At 69.5% G+C, this 17,430-nt stretch carries 19 protein-coding genes; 4 read left to right on the forward strand and 15 right to left on the reverse strand.

All coding sequences use genetic code 11. The features are described 5' to 3' along the window. Positions 1–174: 174 nt before the first annotated feature. The 12 genes from PQ455_RS12480 to pcaF form a co-directional block, all read right to left on the reverse strand. Positions 175–438, reverse strand: a complete 264-nt coding sequence (locus PQ455_RS12480) for a hypothetical protein (protein ID WP_273686411.1) — start codon at positions 436–438, stop codon at positions 175–177. Further along, positions 428–643: a type II toxin-antitoxin system antitoxin gene (locus PQ455_RS12485; RefSeq protein ID WP_273686412.1), complete on the reverse strand. Its 216-nt coding sequence runs from the start codon at positions 641–643 to the stop codon at positions 428–430. The genes PQ455_RS12480 and PQ455_RS12485 overlap by 11 nt, the downstream gene beginning before the upstream one ends. A gap of 12 nt (positions 644–655) precedes the next feature. Further along, entirely contained in the window at positions 656–1,552 is an 897-nt protein-coding gene (locus PQ455_RS12490) for an SPFH domain-containing protein (RefSeq protein ID WP_273686413.1), read from the reverse strand. A gap of 98 nt (positions 1,553–1,650) precedes the next feature. Next, positions 1,651–2,289, reverse strand: a complete 639-nt coding sequence (gene maiA, locus PQ455_RS12495; protein WP_273686414.1) for a maleylacetoacetate isomerase — start codon at positions 2,287–2,289, stop codon at positions 1,651–1,653. Between the two features lie 88 nt (positions 2,290–2,377). Then, positions 2,378–3,142, reverse strand: a complete 765-nt coding sequence (locus tag PQ455_RS12500; RefSeq protein WP_273686415.1) for an enoyl-CoA hydratase-related protein — start codon at positions 3,140–3,142, stop codon at positions 2,378–2,380. A gap of 17 nt (positions 3,143–3,159) precedes the next feature. Continuing rightward, the gene (locus PQ455_RS12505) at positions 3,160–4,602 is read right to left on the reverse strand and encodes a 3-hydroxyacyl-CoA dehydrogenase (protein ID WP_273686416.1); all 1,443 of its coding nucleotides are present in this window, start codon (positions 4,600–4,602) and stop codon (positions 3,160–3,162) included. Further along, a complete protein-coding gene (gene paaE / locus PQ455_RS12510; protein WP_273686417.1) occupies positions 4,599–5,681 on the reverse strand; it encodes a 1,2-phenylacetyl-CoA epoxidase subunit PaaE in 1,083 nt (360 codons plus the stop codon). Before paaE ends, PQ455_RS12505 begins: the two co-directional genes overlap by 4 nt. A gap of 10 nt (positions 5,682–5,691) precedes the next feature. Beyond that, entirely contained in the window at positions 5,692–6,186 is a 495-nt protein-coding gene (gene paaD / locus PQ455_RS12515) for a 1,2-phenylacetyl-CoA epoxidase subunit PaaD (protein WP_273686418.1), read from the reverse strand. Between the two features lie 5 nt (positions 6,187–6,191). Continuing rightward, positions 6,192–6,956, reverse strand: coding sequence for a 1,2-phenylacetyl-CoA epoxidase subunit PaaC (gene paaC / locus PQ455_RS12520; RefSeq protein WP_273686419.1), 765 nt, complete (start codon positions 6,954–6,956; stop codon positions 6,192–6,194). Then, positions 6,956–7,240: a 1,2-phenylacetyl-CoA epoxidase subunit PaaB gene (gene paaB / locus PQ455_RS12525; protein WP_420542784.1), complete on the reverse strand. Its 285-nt coding sequence runs from the start codon at positions 7,238–7,240 to the stop codon at positions 6,956–6,958. Before paaB ends, paaC begins: the two co-directional genes overlap by 1 nt. Before the next feature lie 24 nt (positions 7,241–7,264). Next, a complete protein-coding gene (paaA, locus tag PQ455_RS12530; RefSeq protein WP_273686420.1) occupies positions 7,265–8,260 on the reverse strand; it encodes a 1,2-phenylacetyl-CoA epoxidase subunit PaaA in 996 nt (331 codons plus the stop codon). A gap of 67 nt (positions 8,261–8,327) precedes the next feature. Continuing rightward, positions 8,328–9,530, reverse strand: a complete 1,203-nt coding sequence (gene pcaF, locus PQ455_RS12535; RefSeq protein WP_273686421.1) for a 3-oxoadipyl-CoA thiolase — start codon at positions 9,528–9,530, stop codon at positions 8,328–8,330. Positions 9,531–9,657: 127 nt separating this feature from the next. Between pcaF and paaG the strand changes: the two genes are divergently transcribed. The 4 genes from paaG to PQ455_RS12555 all read left to right on the forward strand — a co-directional run bounded on the left by paaG (position 9,658) and on the right by PQ455_RS12555 (position 13,489). After that, positions 9,658–10,446 carry a 2-(1,2-epoxy-1,2-dihydrophenyl)acetyl-CoA isomerase PaaG gene (gene paaG / locus PQ455_RS12540; RefSeq protein ID WP_273686422.1) on the forward strand — a complete coding sequence of 263 codons (789 nt, stop codon included), beginning with the start codon at positions 9,658–9,660 and terminating at the stop codon, positions 10,444–10,446. 19 nt (positions 10,447–10,465) lie between these two features. Then, entirely contained in the window at positions 10,466–12,481 is a 2,016-nt protein-coding gene (paaZ, locus tag PQ455_RS12545; protein WP_273686423.1) for a phenylacetic acid degradation bifunctional protein PaaZ, read from the forward strand. Positions 12,482–12,491: 10 nt separating this feature from the next. Beyond that, positions 12,492–12,797 carry an EthD family reductase gene (locus PQ455_RS12550; RefSeq protein ID WP_273686424.1) on the forward strand — a complete coding sequence of 102 codons (306 nt, stop codon included), beginning with the start codon at positions 12,492–12,494 and terminating at the stop codon, positions 12,795–12,797. Positions 12,798–12,883: 86 nt separating this feature from the next. Then, positions 12,884–13,489 (forward strand): TetR/AcrR family transcriptional regulator, encoded by a 606-nt coding sequence (locus tag PQ455_RS12555; RefSeq protein WP_273686425.1) that lies wholly within the window; start codon positions 12,884–12,886, stop codon positions 13,487–13,489. Positions 13,490–13,497: 8 nt separating this feature from the next. On the opposite strand, the gene glcF is transcribed toward PQ455_RS12555, so the two are convergent. From glcF to PQ455_RS12570, 3 genes are read right to left on the reverse strand one after another with little or no spacing between them, the layout of a single operon-like run. Further along, positions 13,498–14,787, reverse strand: a complete 1,290-nt coding sequence (glcF, locus tag PQ455_RS12560; protein WP_273686426.1) for a glycolate oxidase subunit GlcF — start codon at positions 14,785–14,787, stop codon at positions 13,498–13,500. Beyond that, the gene (locus PQ455_RS12565; protein ID WP_273686427.1) at positions 14,784–15,926 is read right to left on the reverse strand and encodes an FAD-binding protein; all 1,143 of its coding nucleotides are present in this window, start codon (positions 15,924–15,926) and stop codon (positions 14,784–14,786) included. The genes glcF and PQ455_RS12565 overlap by 4 nt, the downstream gene beginning before the upstream one ends. After that, a complete protein-coding gene (locus PQ455_RS12570) occupies positions 15,926–17,419 on the reverse strand; it encodes an FAD-linked oxidase C-terminal domain-containing protein (protein ID WP_273686428.1) in 1,494 nt (497 codons plus the stop codon). The genes PQ455_RS12565 and PQ455_RS12570 overlap by 1 nt, the downstream gene beginning before the upstream one ends. Between the last annotated feature and the right edge of the window lie 11 nt (positions 17,420–17,430).

Consider the following 17,430-nt stretch of genomic DNA (forward strand, 5'->3'; position numbering starts at 1 on the left):
ACGCGGAGGCGCGGAGAGAAGAAGGAAAGGAGGACGGGGGATTGATCGGGACGTGGCTCCCCGGTGTGTGGAGGATGTAAGACCGGATGAGCCACGGCCCATTACTTCTTCTCTTCGCGGCTCCGCGTCTCCGCGCGAACCCCGGCCCGGCCGCCACCAAACTCCCGCCAGAAATCAATCCCCGCCCGACCGCCACTTCCAGCCGCCGCGCGTGCGGCGCTTGGCGATGACGACCAGCAGAACCGTCGCCACCACCATCAGCACGCCGGCACCGATGGCCGGCAGCGTGCCCACCGGCAGAAGCCCGGTCGATCCCGTCATCACGCCGACATAGGCCGCCAGCACCGCCCAGCCCTGCCAGCGGATCGGCAGGCCGGCGCCGTAGCCGAAGCGCTTCGGAGCGAACCAGGCGTGTTCGTCGCCACTCTCATGCAGCATCGTCGTCCTCCTCCTTGGGGGGCCGCCCACGGGGGCGGGGTTCGGCCGGTTCCAGCTTCACGCCGCGCCGCGCCAGCGCCTCGCGCAGCAGGCATTCCATCTCGCCGTTCACGCTGCGCAGATCGGCCGCCGCCAGCCGCTCGATAGCGGCGAACAGCGCCGGATCGAGGCGGAGGGCATAGGCCTTGCGGGCGGGTGGCGGCATCGTGCGGGGCGCTTACTGGTACAGGGTGCCCGTGTTGACGATCGGCTGCGCATCGCGATCGCCGCACAGCACGACCATCAGGTTCGACACCATCATTGCCCGCCGCTCGTCGTCCAGCTCGACCACGCCGCGCTCGGACAATTGCTCCAGCGCGAGCTGCACCATGCCGACCGCGCCCTCGACCAGCTTGGTCCGCGCCGAGACCACCGCCTCGGCCTGCTGGCGGCGCAGCATGGCGCCCGCGATCTCGGGGGCGTAGGCCAGGTGCGTCAGCGCGCATTCGTCAACGGTGATGCCCGCCACCGCCAGCCGGGCGATCAGCTCGGCGCGCAGCTCGGTATTCACCACGTCGTGATTGCCGCGCAGGGTCACCTCGCCGTGCGCAACGTCGTCATAGGCGTAGCGCGAGCCTATCGCGCGCAGGCCGCTTTCGATCTGCACCCGCACGAAGCTGCGGTAATCGTCCACGTCGAACAAAGCCTGGGCGGTGTCGGTCACGCGCCACACGAGCTGCGCCGCGATCTCGATCGGGTTGCCGCGCAGGTCGTTCACCTTCAGCTTGTCCGAAATGATGTTGTTGGCGCGCACCGCCAGCTTGGTGCGGCCCATCCACGGCAGCACCCAGCGCAGCCCTTCGGCGCGATCGGTGCCGCGATAGGAGCCGAACAGCAGGATCGCCGCCGCCTGATTGGGCTGGAGCATGTAGAAGCCCGGCGCGATCAGGAAAAAGCCCAGCCCGCCGACCAGCACAAAGCCCAGCCCCGCCGGCGCGCCGCCCGCCAGCGCGAGCATCCCGAACAGCCCCACGCAGATCGCCACGAAGCCGACGAGCAGCATCAGCAGCCCGTTGGCGGTATGCGCGCCGCGCTCGCGACTGGCGCTCAGCGCGCCATGACCCGTCTCAGCCATCGTCCGTCCCTCCGAATCAATTTGATATCACATTTATATCGGATTTTGGACCACGGCGGAAGAGCCCGTGACGGCCGGGAGTTTCGGCCCCGGAGAGATCAGGCGGCGTCGGGCTGCCGATCGGGATGGGCGTCCGCGAAGGCCGGCAGCGCCTCGGCTGCGGCGCGGATTGCCAGCAGGCGCGGGTATGGCGACAGATCGACCTTGAACCGTTCGGCCGAATAGATTTGCGGGATGAGATAACAGTCGGCGAGGGTCGGCCCGCTGCCATAGGCGAAACCGTTCCCGTGCCGGGACACCATCTTCTCCAGCGCCGCGAAGCCGTCGCCGATCCAGCGGGCGGCCCAGGCGTCGATCGTCTCCTGCGACGCACCCAGATCGCCCTTGAGCGCCTTCAGCACGCGCAGATTGTTGAGCGGGTGGATGTCGCAGCCGATCAGCGCCGCCATCGCCCGCACCGTCGCCCGGCCGACCGGATCGGCCGGGAGCAAGGGTGGATCGGGGCAGGTTTCTTCCAGCCATTCGATGATCGCCGGGCTCTGCGTCAACACCGCGCCGTCCAGCGCCAGCGCGGGGACCAGCCCCTGCGGGTTGAGCGCCCGATAGGCGTCGCCGCGCTGCTCGCCGGCGATGAGGTTGGTCGGCGCGGTCTCGTAGGCGACGCCCTTCAGGTTGAAGGCGATGCGCGTGCGATAGGACGTGCCGGAACGCCAATAGCCGTGAAGGATCATGGCCATCGCTTCCTCCGAAGACCGTTACGATCGATCATGCCGTGGGGCTTCGCCGCTATCCTGTCAAATCCCAGCCGGCGCGACCTTCATATTCTCACGTCCCGGTCCAGTCAGGCGGCCGCCGTTCCAGGAAGGCGGCGACGCCCTCGGCCTTGTCGGCGGTGGAGAACAGCAGTGCGAACGCCTGCCGTTCGGCCTGCAAATGCGCCTGATGCGGCAGATCGAACGCGGCGGTCACCATCGCCTTGGCCTGGCGCAATGCGAGCGGGGCGCGGGTGGCGAGGCGGGTGGCCCAGGCAAGCGCCTCGTCGAGCGCGCCGCCATCCGCGACGACGGCGGCGATCAGGCCGAGCGCCCTGGCTTCGGCGGCATCGATCGGGTCGCCCAGCAGCACCATCTTCATCGCGGCCGTCCGCCCGACGAGGCGCGGCAGGGTCGCGGTGCCGCCGGCGCCGGGCATGATGCCGAGATTGGTTTCGGGCTGGCCGAATTTCGCGCCGGCGCCGGCCACGGCCAGATCGCAGCACATCAGCAGTTCGTTGCCGGCGCCCAGGCACCAGCCCTCGACCGCCGCGACCAGCGGCTTGGGGAAAGCGCGGAGCCGCGCCCAGAGCGCGGGCCGCACGTCGGCGAGCGCGCCCACGGCGGTCTTGTCCGCCATCTCACCGATGTCGGCCCCGGCGGCGAACACCTTGACGGAGCCCGTGATGACGACCGCGCGCACGGCATCGTCGCGCGCCGCTTCGTCGAGCGCGTCGGCGATCGCGGCCAGCAGCGGTGTGGCAATCGCGTTGCGGCGATCGGGGCGGTTGAGGCGCAGCAGGGTGATGGCCTCGCCGGGTCGCTCGATCAGCAGCATGGGTTCCCCCTCCCCGCTCATGCGGCGCGCCGGAAATATTCGGACGGGCGGTACATCGCCTCGCCGGTCTCGGCCGCGATCGTCTCCAACAGCGCGATCAACCGGGCATGGCCGATGCCGGTTGCCCAGGCGAGCGGCCCGAGCGGATAATTGGCGCCGTGGCGCAGCGCATCGTCGATGCCCGCCGCGTCGGCGACGCCGTCGCGCACCGCATCGCCGGCGGCATTGGCGAGCTGGCAGAGGGTGCGGAGCGCGATCAGGCCGGGCCGATCGGCGACACGATACGCCTCCCGCCCGGTCGCCGCCGCAAGCCCGGCAACCGCCGCCGCCGCATCGTCATCCGACGCGGCGAAAATCAGCACGGGCAGATCGGCACCGACCCAGTCGATCAGCGCCACCGGCCGCCCGATCCGCCGCGCGTGGCTTGCCGCCATCGCGCCATCGGTAAGGCCGACCAGCACGCCATCCACCTCGATCATGCCATCGGGCAGGTCCGCTTCGGTTGCATCCCGCGCCAGCGCGAGCAGAAGCGGATCGCTCGCCCCGGACACGCGGATATCCCGCGCGGGCTTGGCCGACAGCACGACCGGCTCGACCGGTGCCGCACCGCCATAATCATACACCCCCCGCCCCGCCTTGCGACCGAGCCGTCCGGCATCGACCAGCGCGCCCTGCGCCAGTTGCGGCGTGAAGCGGGTCTGGCCGAAATAAGCGTCGTAAACGGAGCGGGCGACCGCGAAATTCACGTCGTGGCCGATCAGGTCGGCCAGTTCGAGCGGCCCCATGCGGAAGCCGCCCAGCGCCTTGAGCGCGCGATCGATCGTCGCGGCCGGCGCCACGCCTTCGCCGAGCGCGCGAAAGCCCTCGGCATAATAAGGCCGCGCCACGCGGTTGACGATGAAGCCCGGCACGTCGCGCACGGGGATCGCGACCTTGCCCCAGCCGGTCGCCAGCCGGGCAATTTCGGCGGCGACCTCGGGCGCGGTTTCGGCGCCCGCCATCACCTCGACCAGCTTCATCACCGGCGCGGGGTTGAAGAAGTGCATGCCGGCGAAGCGATCCGGCCGGCGGCGTTTCGCGCCCAGCCGGGTGATCGACAGCGAGGAGGTGTTGCTGGCGAGGATCGCGTCTTCGCCGACCACCGCCTCGATCCGGTCGAACAGGCCGGCCTTGATCGCCTCGTCTTCGATGATCGCCTCGATCACAAGGCCGGCGCCGGCCAGATCGGCGATGTCGCTGGTCCAGCGCATCCGCCCCGAGACGGCCGCCGCGCCGCCCTCGCCCAGCCGCCCCTTGGCCTCCAGCCCGGCGAGCGCCTTGTCGATGCCGGCCCGCCCGCGATCGAGCGCGGCTTCGGCGGTGTCGAACATCACGACCGGATGGCCGGCCTGCGCGGCGACCTGGCCGATGCCCGACCCCATCGCCCCGGCCCCGCACACCGCGACCGTCATCAGGCTCATGCGTCGTAGCTCACGACGACATCCTCGCTCGTCGGCACCGCCTGGCAGGTGAGGATATAGCCCTGCGCCACCTCTTCCCTGGTGAGCCCGTAGTTCAGCCGCATCTCGACATCGCCGGTGACGACCTTGGCGCGGCAGGTGGCGCACACGCCGCCCTTGCAGGCGTAAGGCGCCGGGGCACCCATGGCGCGCACGCTGTCGAGGATGTTGCCCTGTTCGGCGTCGAACATCACCGTCAGCTTGCGCCCGTCAAGGATCACGCCCATCCGCCGCCCGGCCGCCGCCTGCGCCTTGGCGTGGGCCGCCTCGTCCAGCACGGGGCTGGAACCGGCGCTGATGAAGCGTTCGACGAGGATCCTGCCGGCATCGACCCCGGCCGCCAGCAAGGCGCCTTCGGCGGCATCCATCATCCCTTCGGGGCCGCAGATGAAGGCCGCGTCGATCGCGGCGGGATCGATCAGGGTGGAGAGGATCTCATCGCACTTGGCGCGATCGAGCCGCCCATTGAAGAGGGCGATATCCTCCTCTTCCAGCGTCAGGAAATGATAGACTTCCAGCCGGCCGAGGAAGCGATCCTTCAGCGCCGCGAGCGTTTCCAGAAACAGGATCTGGCTCGACATGCGGTTGCCGTAGAACAGGGTGAAGCGGCTCTCCGGCTCGGTCAGGAGCGCGGTGCGGATCAGCGACAGCACCGGGGTGATGCCCGAGCCGGCGGCGAAGGCGGCGTAGCGCCCCGATCGTTCGGGCGAGAATTCCCAGGTGAAATGGCCGGCGGCCGCCAGCACGTCGAGCGTGTCGCCGCTCTTCAGCCGTTCGTTGGCGAAGGTCGAGAAGCGCCCGCCGCCCAGCATCTTCACCGCCACGCGCAACTCGCCGTCGAGCGGCGAGACGCACACCGAATAATTGCGGCGGATATCCTCGCCCGCGATGTCGGTGCGCAAGGTGAGATACTGGCCCGGCGCGAAGGCGAAGGTGTTCGACAGATCGGCGGGCACATCGAACAGGATCGACACGGAATCGCTGGTTTCCCGGCGGACTTCGGCGACGCGCAGCGGATGGAAATCGGTCTTGGCGGTCATTGCGGCGGTCCTAGAGGCATTTGAAGCGGTCGAACGGTTCACGGCAGTCGAGGCAGCGCCACATCGCCTTGCACGGCGTCGATCCGAAGCGGCTGACTTCCTCGGTGTGGGTGGAGCCACAGCGCGGGCAGGCGGCGGGCGGATCGCCGCGCAGGCGGCTGGCCGCCGCCCCCTTTTCGGGCGGGGCGATGCCGTAGACGCGCAATTTCTCCCGGCCCTCGTCGCTGATCCAGTCGGTCGTCCAGGGCGGCGAAAGTTCGGCGCGGACGCCCACGCCCTCCAGCCCCGCCCCGTCGAGCGCGCCGCGCACCATCATCTCGATCGCGAGCGTCGCCGGGCAGCCGGTGTAGGTCGGCGTCAGCGCGACATCGCGGCCGCCGTCCGGCCGGGGGCGCACCCCGCGCACGATGCCGAGATCGCCCAGCGTGACCGCCGGTATCTCCGGATCGGGCACGTTGCCGGCCACGTCGAGGATGTGGCGGTCGAGCGCGGCGCCTTCCAGCATCGCGCTTACCAGACCGCGTCGGGATAGGCTCGCGGCAGGAACTGCATCTCGGACAGGATATGGCCGAGATGCTCGCTGTGCCGCCCGGCACGCCCGCCGGTCACGCCCCGGCCGATCGTCGGCCGGGCGAGCCCGGCCTCGGCCAGCACGGCATCGACGGCGGCATCCCACGCCGGGCGCAGCGCGGCGCGATCCACCGCCTCGCCGGCCTCGACCAGCATAGCCTCCGCCGGATCACTTTCGAACAATTCGTCGACAAAGCGCCAGCACCAGGCGAGTGCCGCCTCCATCCGCCGCTTGCTCTCGGCCGTGCCATCGCCGAGGCGGACGATCCATTCGCCCGAGAAGCGGACATGATAGGCGATTTCCTTGACCGCTTTCTCCGCGACATCGGCGATGCGCCGGTCGGCCGAGGCGGCGAGCCCCTGCATCAACGGCAACTGCCATGCCGAAAACAGATACTGCCGCGCGATCGTCCGCGCGAAATCGCCGTTGGGCTGTTCGACCAGCAGGCAGTTGCGAAAATCATAGACGTCGCGGCGGAAGGCGAGGCCGTCGGCGTCTTGCCCCTTGCCCTCCAGTTCGCCGGCATAGCCCAGGAAATGCTGTGCCTGGCCGATCAGGTCGAGCCCGATGTTGGTGAGTGCCAGATCGACCTCGAGGGTCGGCGCATGGCCGGCCCATTCCCCCAGCCGCTGGCCGAGGATGAGCGCGTCGTCCCCCAGCCGGAGGCTCTGCGCGAAGCGCGCGGCGGCGAGAGCGTCGGCCATCAGATATGCTTGATATTGTCGGGAACGACATAAAAGGTCGGGTGACGATAGACCTTGTCCGCCGCCGGCTCGAACAATTCGGCCGCGTCGCCCGGATCGGAGGCGGTGATCGCCGCCGAGGGCACGACCCACAGGCTCACGCCTTCCATCCGCCGCGTATACACGTCGCGCGCGCCCGCCACCGCCATCGCCGCGTCCGAAGCGTGGACGCTGCCGACATGGCGGTGCGACAGTCCGTTTTTCGCGCGGACAAACACTTCCCAAAGCGGGAATTCGCCGTTCATGATCCTACCCCCGATAGTCGGCCGTCAGGCGGCCAGACGTTGCGACCGCTGCTTCGCGGCATGTTCCATCGCGGCATCGCGCACCCAGGCGCCATCGTCCCACGCCTTGCGGCGCGCTTCCATCCGCTCCATCGCGACCGGGCCTTCGCCCCGCACGACGGCGTAAAATTCGTCCCAGTCGGGCGTGCCGAAATCATAGCCGCCCTTGGCCTCGTTCCACACCAGATCGGGATCGGGGATCGTCAGGCCGAGCGCCTCGGCCTGCGGCACCGTCACGTCGACGAATTTCTGGCGCAGCTCGTCATTGGTCTCGCGCTTGATCCGCCAGCGCATCGACTGGGCGGTGTTGGGCGAATTGTCGTCGGGCGGGCCGAACATCATCAGCGAGGGCCACCACCAGCGATCGAGCGCGTCCTGCGCCATCGCCTTCTGCTCGGGCGTGCCGGCGGCGAGCGCCATCACCGCCTCATAGCCCTGGCGCTGGTGGAAGCTCTCCTCCTTGCACACCCGCACCATCGCGCGGGCGTAGGGGCCATAGGACGTCCGCTGCAACGGCACCTGGTTCATGATCGCGGCGCCATCGACCAGCCAGCCGATCGTGCCCATGTCGGCCCAGGTCAGCGTCGGATAGTTGAAGATGGTGGAGTATTTCGCCTTCCCCGCCAGCAGCGCCTGCGTCATCTCGTCGCGCGAGATGCCGAGCGTCTCGGCGGCGCAATAGAGGTAGAGGCCGTGGCCCGCCTCGTCCTGCACCTTGGCCATCAGGATCGCCTTGCGGCGCAAGCTCGGCGCGCGCGTGATCCAATTGCCCTCGGGCAGCATGCCGACGATCTCGCTGTGCGCGTGCTGCGAGATCTGGCGGATCAGGGTGCGGCGATACGCCTCCGGCATCCAGTCCTTCGGCTCGATGAAATCGTCGGCGGCGACCCGCGCGTCGAATTCGGCAAGCCGCGCCGCATCCTCGACGCCCTCGGCGGCGGCGATGCGGGTGGGAGTCGCGCTCAGCTCGGTGGTGTACATGGCCGATCCTTTCGTTGATCCCCGGATATCATTAGCCGACCGGTCGGTCAACTAATCATTCACAGCATCACACCCGCTCGATGATCATGGCGATGCCCTGCCCCACGCCGATGCACATCGTACACAGGGCGAAGCGCTTGCCGCTGCGCTGAAGCTCCTCGGTGGCCGTCAGCACGAGGCGCGCGCCCGACATGCCGAGCGGATGGCCGAGCGCGATCGCCCCGCCGTTGGGGTTCACATGATCGGCATCGTCGGCCAGGCCGAGCTGGCGCAGCACCGCCAGCCCCTGCGACGCGAACGCCTCGTTCAGTTCGATCAGGTCGATCTGATCGAGCGTCATCCCCGCCTTGGCGAGCACGGACAGGCTGGCCGGCGCCGGCCCGATACCCATGATTCGCGGCGGCACGCCGACCACGCTGGTCGCGACGACTCGCGCGCGCGGGGTGAGGCCATGCCGCTTGGCCGCCGCCTCCGACGCGACGAGGATCGCCGCCGCGCCATCGTTCACGCCCGATGCGTTGCCGGCGGTCACCGTGCCGTCCGGGCGGACGATCGGCTTCAGCTTGCCCAGCGTCTCGACAGTGGTGGCGCGGGGATGCTCGTCGCGATCGACGACGACCGGATCGCCCTTGCGCTGCGGGATCGTGACGGGAACGATCTCGGCATCGAAGCGCCCAGCGGCCTGCGCGGCGGCGGCGCGCGCCTGACTGCGGACGGCGAAAGCGTCCTGATCGGCGCGGCTCACGCCGAAATCCTGCGCGACGTTCTCGGCCGTCTCGGGCATCGAATCGACCCCGAAGCGAGCCTTCAGCAGCGGATTGATGAAGCGCCAGCCGATCGTCGTGTCGAATATCTCGGCGCTGCGGGAAAAGGCGCTCGTCGCCTTGCCCATCACGAACGGCGCGCGGGTCATGCTCTCGACGCCGCCGGCGATATAGAGCCCCGCCTCGCCCGCCTTGATGGCCCGCGCGGCGGTGCCGACGGCATCCATCCCCGATCCGCACAGGCGGTTCAGCGTCGTGCCCGGCGCGCTCTCGCCGAGCCCCGCCAGCAGCGCCGCCATCCGCGCGACGTCACGATTGTCCTCGCCCGCCTGGTTGGCGCAGCCCAGCACGATATCGTCGAGCAGTGCCCAATCGACACCCGGATTGCGCGCCTTCAGGGCGGCGATCGGAATGGCCGCCAGATCGTCCGCGCGGACGCCGGCCAGCGCGCCGCCGTAGCGGCCGATCGGCGTGCGCACCGCGTCGCAGATGAAGGCGTCGGTCATTCCATCTCTCCCGAAACTCTGTTCGCGCTCCATCCTAGGCATCGTCCGGGCGCTGCGCAATAATTGACCGACCGGCCGTTCTACTTTAACGCGGACGGCCATAAGACCCGAGGGAGAGCCGGCGGCCATGGACTATGAAACGATCCTCTTCTCGCTGGAGGATGGCGTCGCGCGGCTGACGCTCAACCGGCCGGATCGGCTCAACAGCTTCACCACCGTCATGCACGGCGAGGTGCAGGAGGCCTTGTCCCGCGTCGAGGCCGAGGGCGCCCGCGTATTCCTGCTGATCGGTTCGGGCCGGGGCTTCTGCGCCGGGCAGGATCTCTCCGATCGCGCCGTGTCGCCCGGCGACGCGCCGGTCGATCTGGGCACATCGGTCGAGAATTTCTACAATCCGCTGATCCGCCGGCTGGTCGCCCTGCCGATGCCGGTGATCTGCGCCGTCAACGGCGTGGCGGCCGGCGCCGGGGCCAGCATCGCGCTGGCCGCCGACATCGTCATCGCCGCGCGGTCGGCCAAATTCATCCAGTCCTTCGCGGCGATCGGCCTGATCCCCGATTCCGGCGGCACCTGGATCCTGCCGCGCCTCGTCGGCCACGCCCGCGCGATGGGCATGGCGCTCACCGGCCAGCCGATCCCCGCCGAAACCGCCGCCGACTGGGGCCTGATCTGGCAGGTCGTCGACGACGCCGATCTGGCCGCCACCGCCGACGCGCTCGTCGCCAAATTCGCCACCGCGCCCACCGCCGGCCTCGCCGCGACCAAGGCGATGATCCGCGAAAGCTGGGCGCACGGGCTGGACGAGGAACTCGATCTCCAGCGCGACGCCATGCGCCGGCTGGGGTTCACCGAAGACTATCGCGAGGGCGTCGCCGCCTTCCTCGAAAAGCGCACGCCGGCCTTCAAGGGCCGCTGATCCGAACGGAGAGACGAGAATGAAGCCTCTGCATCTGATGAGCTATGTCCAGGGCGGCTGGTATGCCGCGCAGGACCGGCTGGAAACCGTCGCCTCGGCCGTCACCGGCGAGACCGTCGCCGAACTCGGCACCGCCGGCATCGATTTCGCCGCCATGGCGCGCCACGCCCGCCAGATCGGCGGCCCCGCGCTGCGGGCGATGACCTTCCACGAGCGCGCCCGGATGCTGAAGGCGCTGGCCGAGGCGATCATGGCCCGCAAGGAGGAATTGTACGCCCTCTCGGCCCACACCGGCGCGACGCGCGGCGATGGCTGGATCGACATCGAGGGCGGCGCCGGCACGCTCTTCGCTTATTCGTCCAAGGGCCGCCGCGAACTGCCCAACGACACCGTCCTGCTCGACGGGCCGCCCGAAATCCTGTCCAAGCGCGGCACCTTCCTCGGCCAGCATATCTATACCCCGCTCCAGGGCGTCGCGGTCCATATCAACGCCTTCAACTTCCCCTGCTGGGGGATGCTGGAGAAGCTCGGGCCGACGTTGCTCGCCGGCGTGCCCGCGATCGTGAAGCCCGCCTCGTCCACCGCCTACGTCACCGAAGCCTGCGTGCGGATCATGCTGGAGGCGGGCGTGCTGCCCGACGGCGCGCTGCAATTGCTGAGCGGATCGACCGGCGACCTGCTCGATCATCTCACCTGCCAGGATATCGTCTCCTTCACCGGATCGGCCGCGACCGCGCAAAAGATCCAGTCCAACCCGGTGTTCGCGCGTGAGAGCGTGCGCTTCGTCGCCGAGCGCGACAGCCTCAACGCCACCGTCCTCGGCCCCGACGCGACGCCGGACGCGCCCGAATTCGACCTGTTCGTGAAGGAGGTCGTCCGCGAGATGACCACCAAGGCGGGCCAGAAATGCACCGCCATCCGCCGCACCTTCGTCCCCCGCCCGCTGATCGACGCGGTCGAGCAGGCGATCGCAGCCCGGCTCGCCAAGGTGGTCGTCGGCGATCCCGCGCAGGAGGGCGTGACGATGGGCGCGCTCGTCAGCGAACGCCAGCTGCGCGATGTCCGCGCGACCGTCGCCGAACTCGCCCGCGAGGCACGCATCGTGTTCGGCGATCCCGATGCCGATCCGCTGCCCGGCGGCGCCTTCCTCTCGCCGATCCTGCTGCGCTGCGATGCCCCTTGGGAGGCCGCCGGCGTCCACGACAAGGAAGCCTTCGGCCCGGTCTCGACCCTGATGCCCTATGACGACGTCGCCGACGCGATCGCGCTGTGCAATCGCGGCCAGGGTTCGCTCGTGATGTCGCTGTTCACCTACGATCCCGCCGTCGCCGCGCAGGTGGTGGCGGGCGCCGGGGCCTGGCATGGCCGCGTGCTGATCCTCGATCGCGATTGCGCGCGGGAGTCGACCGGCCACGGCTCGCCGCTCCCCGGTCTCGTCCACGGCGGCCCCGGCCGCGCCGGTGGCGGCGAGGAGATGGGCGGCATCCGCGGCGTCCACCACTATATGCAGCGCACCGCGCTTCAGGGCAGCCCGCGCATGCTCGCCGCCGTCGGCCACCGCTGGGTCGCGGGCGCGCCGGTCGCCGACACGCCGCCGCACCCGTTCCGGCTGCGCTTCGGCGAACTGGAGATCGGCAAGACCGTCGTCACCGAAGCGCGCACGATCAGCCTGGCGGACATCGAGCATTTCGCCGAATTCACCGGCGACACCTTCTACGCCCACATGGACGAGGAGGCGGCCGCCGCGAACCCCTTCTTCCCGGGCCGGGTGGCGCACGGCTATCTTATCCTGAGCTTCGCCGCCGGCCTGTTCGTCGATCCCGCCCCCGGCCCGGTCCTCGCCAATTACGGGCTGGATTCGCTGCGCTTCCTCAAACCCGTCTCGCCCGGTGACGCGATCCGCGTGCGCCTGACCGCCAAGGCCAAGAGCCAGCGCAACGAGGAATATGGCGAAGTCCGCTGGGACGCGCTCGTCACCAATCAGGAAGACGAGACGGTCGCGACCTACGAACTCCTCACCATGAACGCGCTGTGAGGCCGGCGCGATGACCGTGAAGCTGATCGCGCTCTACCAGCGCCCCGACGATGTCGATGCCTTCCTCGATCACTATCGGCAGGTCCACCTGCCGCTGATCGAGAAGGTGCCCGGCCTGCTGCGGACAATCGTCAATCACACCGACAAGGTGCTGATCGGCGACACCGCCCCCTTCCTGATCGCCGAGATGCACTTCGCCGATCCGGCCGCCTTCGACGCCGCCATGGCCTCCCCCGAAAACCGCGCCGCCGGCAAGGATCTGATGGGTTTCGCCAAGGGCCTCGTCACCCTGATCGCGGCGGCCAGCACGGATTGAGGATCAGCCGGTCCGCTTGCAGTTTACCGCCGCTTGCTCAATGTGATCGCGCGGCGGATCGATCCGGCGCCTTACGGAACGGATAGATGGCGCGCACCCAGGCGGCGGATTACGATCAACGGCGCGAGGCCATCACGGCCACGGCGGCCGGGCTCTATGCCCGGCATGGCTTCCTCGGCGCGTCGGTTTCGCAGATCGCGGCGGCGTGCAAGACGTCCAAGTCGCTGATCTACCATTATTATCCGTCGAAGGAGGATATCCTGTTCGACGTGATGGACCTGCACGTCCAGAGTCTGGTGCAGGCCGCGCGCGAGATCGACGAGGGGGCGGGCAGCCCGCGGGAGAAGATCGCCCTGCTCGCCCGCGCGCTGATGGACCGCTACGCGGGCGCCGAGGACCAGCACAAGGTGCTGCTCAACGAACTCATCAACCTGCCGCCCGAGCGGCGCGCGATCATCGTCGAGCATCAGCGCAACCTGCTCGATATCTTCGATCGGCTACTGAGCGAGGCCCAGCCCGGCCTCGGCGACGATCACCCCCGCCGCCGCGCGCTGACGATGCTGTTCTTCGGCATGGTCAACTGGACGCACACCTGGTTCGATCCCAGCGGGCCGCTACAGGGCGCCACCATCGCCGACATGGCCTCCACCATGTTCCTGCACGGCGTGGAAGATGCCGCCAAGGTCGGCTGAGGTTCGGCTCAGGCGATAGCCCGGGGTTTCGGCCCGCCCGTCGCCCAGTCGAGCAGTTCGACGGTGTGGACGATCGGGATGCCGGTGCGCTGGCCGATCTGCATGGCGCAGCCGATGTTGCCGGTGGCGATCACGTCGGGCGCGAGCTTCGTGATGTTCGCGACCTTGCGGTCGCCCAACTGGCCCGCGATCACCGGTTGCAGGATATTGTAGGTGCCGGCCGATCCGCAGCACAGATGCGCCTCCGCCGGGGTGCGCACCGTGAAGCCCGCCAGCGCGAGCAGCTTCTTGGGCGCCTCGGTCACCTTCTGCCCGTGCTGGAGCGAGCAGGCGGCGTGATAGGCGACCGTCAGCCCGCCCACCTCGCCCGCCGCCGGCAGGCCGGCATCGATCAGGAATTCGCTGATGTCCTTTGCCAGCGCCGACACGCGCGCGGCCTTGTCGGCATAGGCCGCGTCGTCGCGCAGCATGAATCCGTAATCCTTGATCGTCGTGCCGCAGCCGGACGCGGTGACGAGGATCGCCGCCAGCCCCCGGCTCTCGATCTCGGCCATCCACGCATCGACGTTGCGGCGCGCGGCATCGAGGCTCTCGGCCTCGCGCCCCATATGGTGGACCAGCGCGCCGCAGCAGCCCTCGCCGGGCGCGAAGATCACGTCAAAACCGGCGCGGTTGAGCAACCGCACCGCCGCCGCGCGGAATTCGGGGCGTAGCACGGGTTCGGCGCAGCCCTGCAACAGCGCGACCCGTCCCCTGGGCGTGGCGATCAGGCCGTCGCGCCTCGACGCCCTGGCCGGCACCGTATCCGGCGCCAGCGCGAGCATCGCCGCCATCGGCTCCAGCGCTGGCAGCTTCGCCAGCACCGGCCGGGCCGGGCTCACCAGTCGGGCCAGCCGCAGCGCCAGCCGGAAGCGCCCCGGATGCGGCAACACCCACGCCAGCAGCGACCGGAACAGCCGCTCCTTCCACGGCCGGCGATACCGCTCCTCGATATAGGCGCGGGCATGATCGACGAGGTGCATGTAGTTCACGCCCGAGGGGCAGGTCGTCATGCACGACAGGCAGGAGAGGCAGCGGTCGATATGCTTGACCACCTCGGGCGTCGGCTCGCGCTCCTGCTCCAGCATCTCCTTCATCAGATAGATGCGGCCGCGCGGGCTATCGAGTTCGTCGCCGAGCAGCACATAGGTCGGGCAGGTCGCGGTGCAGAAACCGCAATGGACGCATTTGCGGATCACGGCTTCGGAGGCGGCCATCGCCGGATCGGCGAGCAGCGCGGGCGAGAAATCGGTCTTCATGCGAAACGCCCCGTCTCGAACACGCCGGCCGGATCGAACGCGCGGCGCACCCGCGTTTCCAGCGCCGCCAGCACCGGCGGCTGGGGCTGGAACGCGGGGGTCGCGGCGCGCTCGCCTTCGCTGCCGCGCACCAGGATCGCATGGGCGCCGACCGCCGCTGCCGCGTCGCGCACCATCGACGCCTCGCCCTCGATCGCCGCCCACAACAGCGCCCCGGCCCAGTCGATCAGCAGCCGCGCACCGGCCGCCTCCAGCGCGGCGACGAGCGCGCGCACGCCGAGCAAAGGCACGCTGATCCGCCACAACGTCCCGTCACCCAGCGGCGCGAGGGTCCGCATGTCGCCCCAGAAGGCGTCCGCTTCCTCCACTCCGGCAGGCGCGGTCTGGCCGAAATCCGCCATCAGCCGATCGAGCAGCCCCAGCCGCGCCGCGACCGAGGGGCCGAAGCCCTCCAGCCGGAACGCCGTCACGCCATCGGCCGGCCGATGCGCGGCGGCGGCCACCTCGGCCTGTGCCCCCATCGCCGTGGCCATCGCCCGCAGCGCCTGTTCGGCGCTCAGCCCGCGCAGCAGGCGGGTGGCGGTCTCGCGGGGGCGCGGCAGCACCTTCAAGGTCACCTCGGTCAGCGCGAACAGGCGGCCCCAGCTGTTGCAGGCGAGCTTGGGCAGATCGTAGCCGGTGACGTTCTTCACCACCTTGGCGCCCGCGACGAACCGCTCACCCCGCCCGGAGACGGCGGTGAACCCCAGCAGATGATCGCGCGCACCGCCCGCCGACACCCGCCGCGATCCGCCGACCCCCGCCGCCAGCACCCCACCGATCGTGCTGGCGCCCGCCGGCCCGCCGAAAATCGGGCCATGATCGAACGGATCGAACGCCAGCATCTGGCCCTCGCCCGCCACCAATGCCTCGATGTCGGCCAGCGGCGTGCCCGCCCGCACTGTCAGCACCAGTTCGGCCGGATCGTAATCGACGATCCCGCTCAGCCCGCGCAGGTCGATCCGGTCGCCCGTGCGCGCGGGGGCGCCGATCTCGGCCTTGCTGCCGCCGCCGACGATCTCCAGCGTGCCGCCGGCCGCAGCCGCGTCGGCGACGATCGCGACGACATCCTCGGCGCTCGTGGGAGAATGAACCGCCATCAGAAGCGCGGCAGTTCGGGGAAGGGCACCTGCCCCCGGTGGACATGCATCCGCCCGAGTTCGGCGCAGCGATGGAGCGTCGGGAAGACCTTCCCGGGGTTGAGCAGCAATTCGGGATCGAACGCGCATTTCAGCCGCTGCTGGTGGCGCAGATCGGTCTCGCTGAACATTTCGGGCATCAGGTCGCGCTTCTCGACGCCGACGCCATGTTCGCCGGTCAGCACGCCGCCCACCTTCACGCACAGCCGCAATATGTCGTTGCCGAACGCCTCGGCCTTGTCGAGTTCGCCCGGCACATTGGCATCGTAGAGGATCAGCGGGTGGAGATTGCCGTCGCCCGCGTGAAACACATTCGCCACGCCCAGGCCGTAGTGCGCCGACAATTCCTTCATGGCATCGAGCACGTCGGGCAGGCGGCGGCGCGGAATGGTGCCGTCCATGCAATAATAATCGGGCGACAGCCGCCCGACCGCCGGGAAGGCCGCCTTGCGCCCCGCCCAGAAGGCGACCCGCTCCTCCTCGCTCTGCGAGATGCGCGCCGAAACCGCGCCGTTCGCCAGCGCGATCCGCTCGATCTCGCCGATCAAGTGGCTGCATTCGGCCTCCGGCCCGTCCAGTTCGACGATCAGCAGCGCCTCCACATCGAGCGGATAGCCGACGTTGACGAACGCCTCGGCCGCATGGATCGCCGGCCGGTCCATCATCTCCATGCCCGCCGGGATGATGCCACCCGCGATCACGTCGGCCACGCACTGCCCCGCGCCCTCGACGGTGGAGAAACCGATCAGCACCGCGCGCGCCGTCTCGGGCTTGGGCAGGATGCGGACGGTCACCTCGGTCACGACGCCGAGCATCCCCTCGGAGCCGACCACCACGCCGAGCAGGTCGAGCCCCTGCGGATCGAGCGTCTCCCCGCCGATCCGCACGATCTCGCCATCCATCGTCACCAGCTCGACGCCGAGGACGTTGTTGGTGGTCAGCCCATATTTCAGGCAATGCACCCCGCCCGAATTTTCGGCGATATTGCCGCCGATCGAACAGGCGATCTGGCTCGACGGATCGGGCGCGTAATAGAAGCCCATCTCCTCCACGGCGCGCGTGATGGCCAGGTTAGTGACCCCCGGCTGCACCACCGCCAGCCGCGCCTCATAGGAGATGCCCAGCACGCGGTTGAGCTTGCCCAGCCCCAGCAGCACGCCATCCGCCAGCGGCAGCGCACCGCCCGACAGCGAGGTGCCCGAACCGCGCGGCACCACCTTAACGCCATTGTCGTGGCACCAGCGCAGCACCGCCGCGACTTGGGCGGTATCGCTCGGCAGTACGACGACCATCGGCGGCTGGCGATAGGCAGTCAGCCCATCCGATTCATAGGGCCGCAGCGCATCCACATCGTCGATCACCCCCTCGCCCGGCACGATCGCCCGCAACGCGGCGACGATCTCCGTGCGGCGGGCCAGCACCGCCTGATCGGGCTCGGGCATTTTCAGCGACATGGCGGAGCGCC

This window comes from Sphingomonas naphthae, assembly GCF_028607085.1.
Classification (GTDB): Bacteria; Pseudomonadota; Alphaproteobacteria; order Sphingomonadales; family Sphingomonadaceae; genus Sphingomonas_Q; species Sphingomonas_Q naphthae.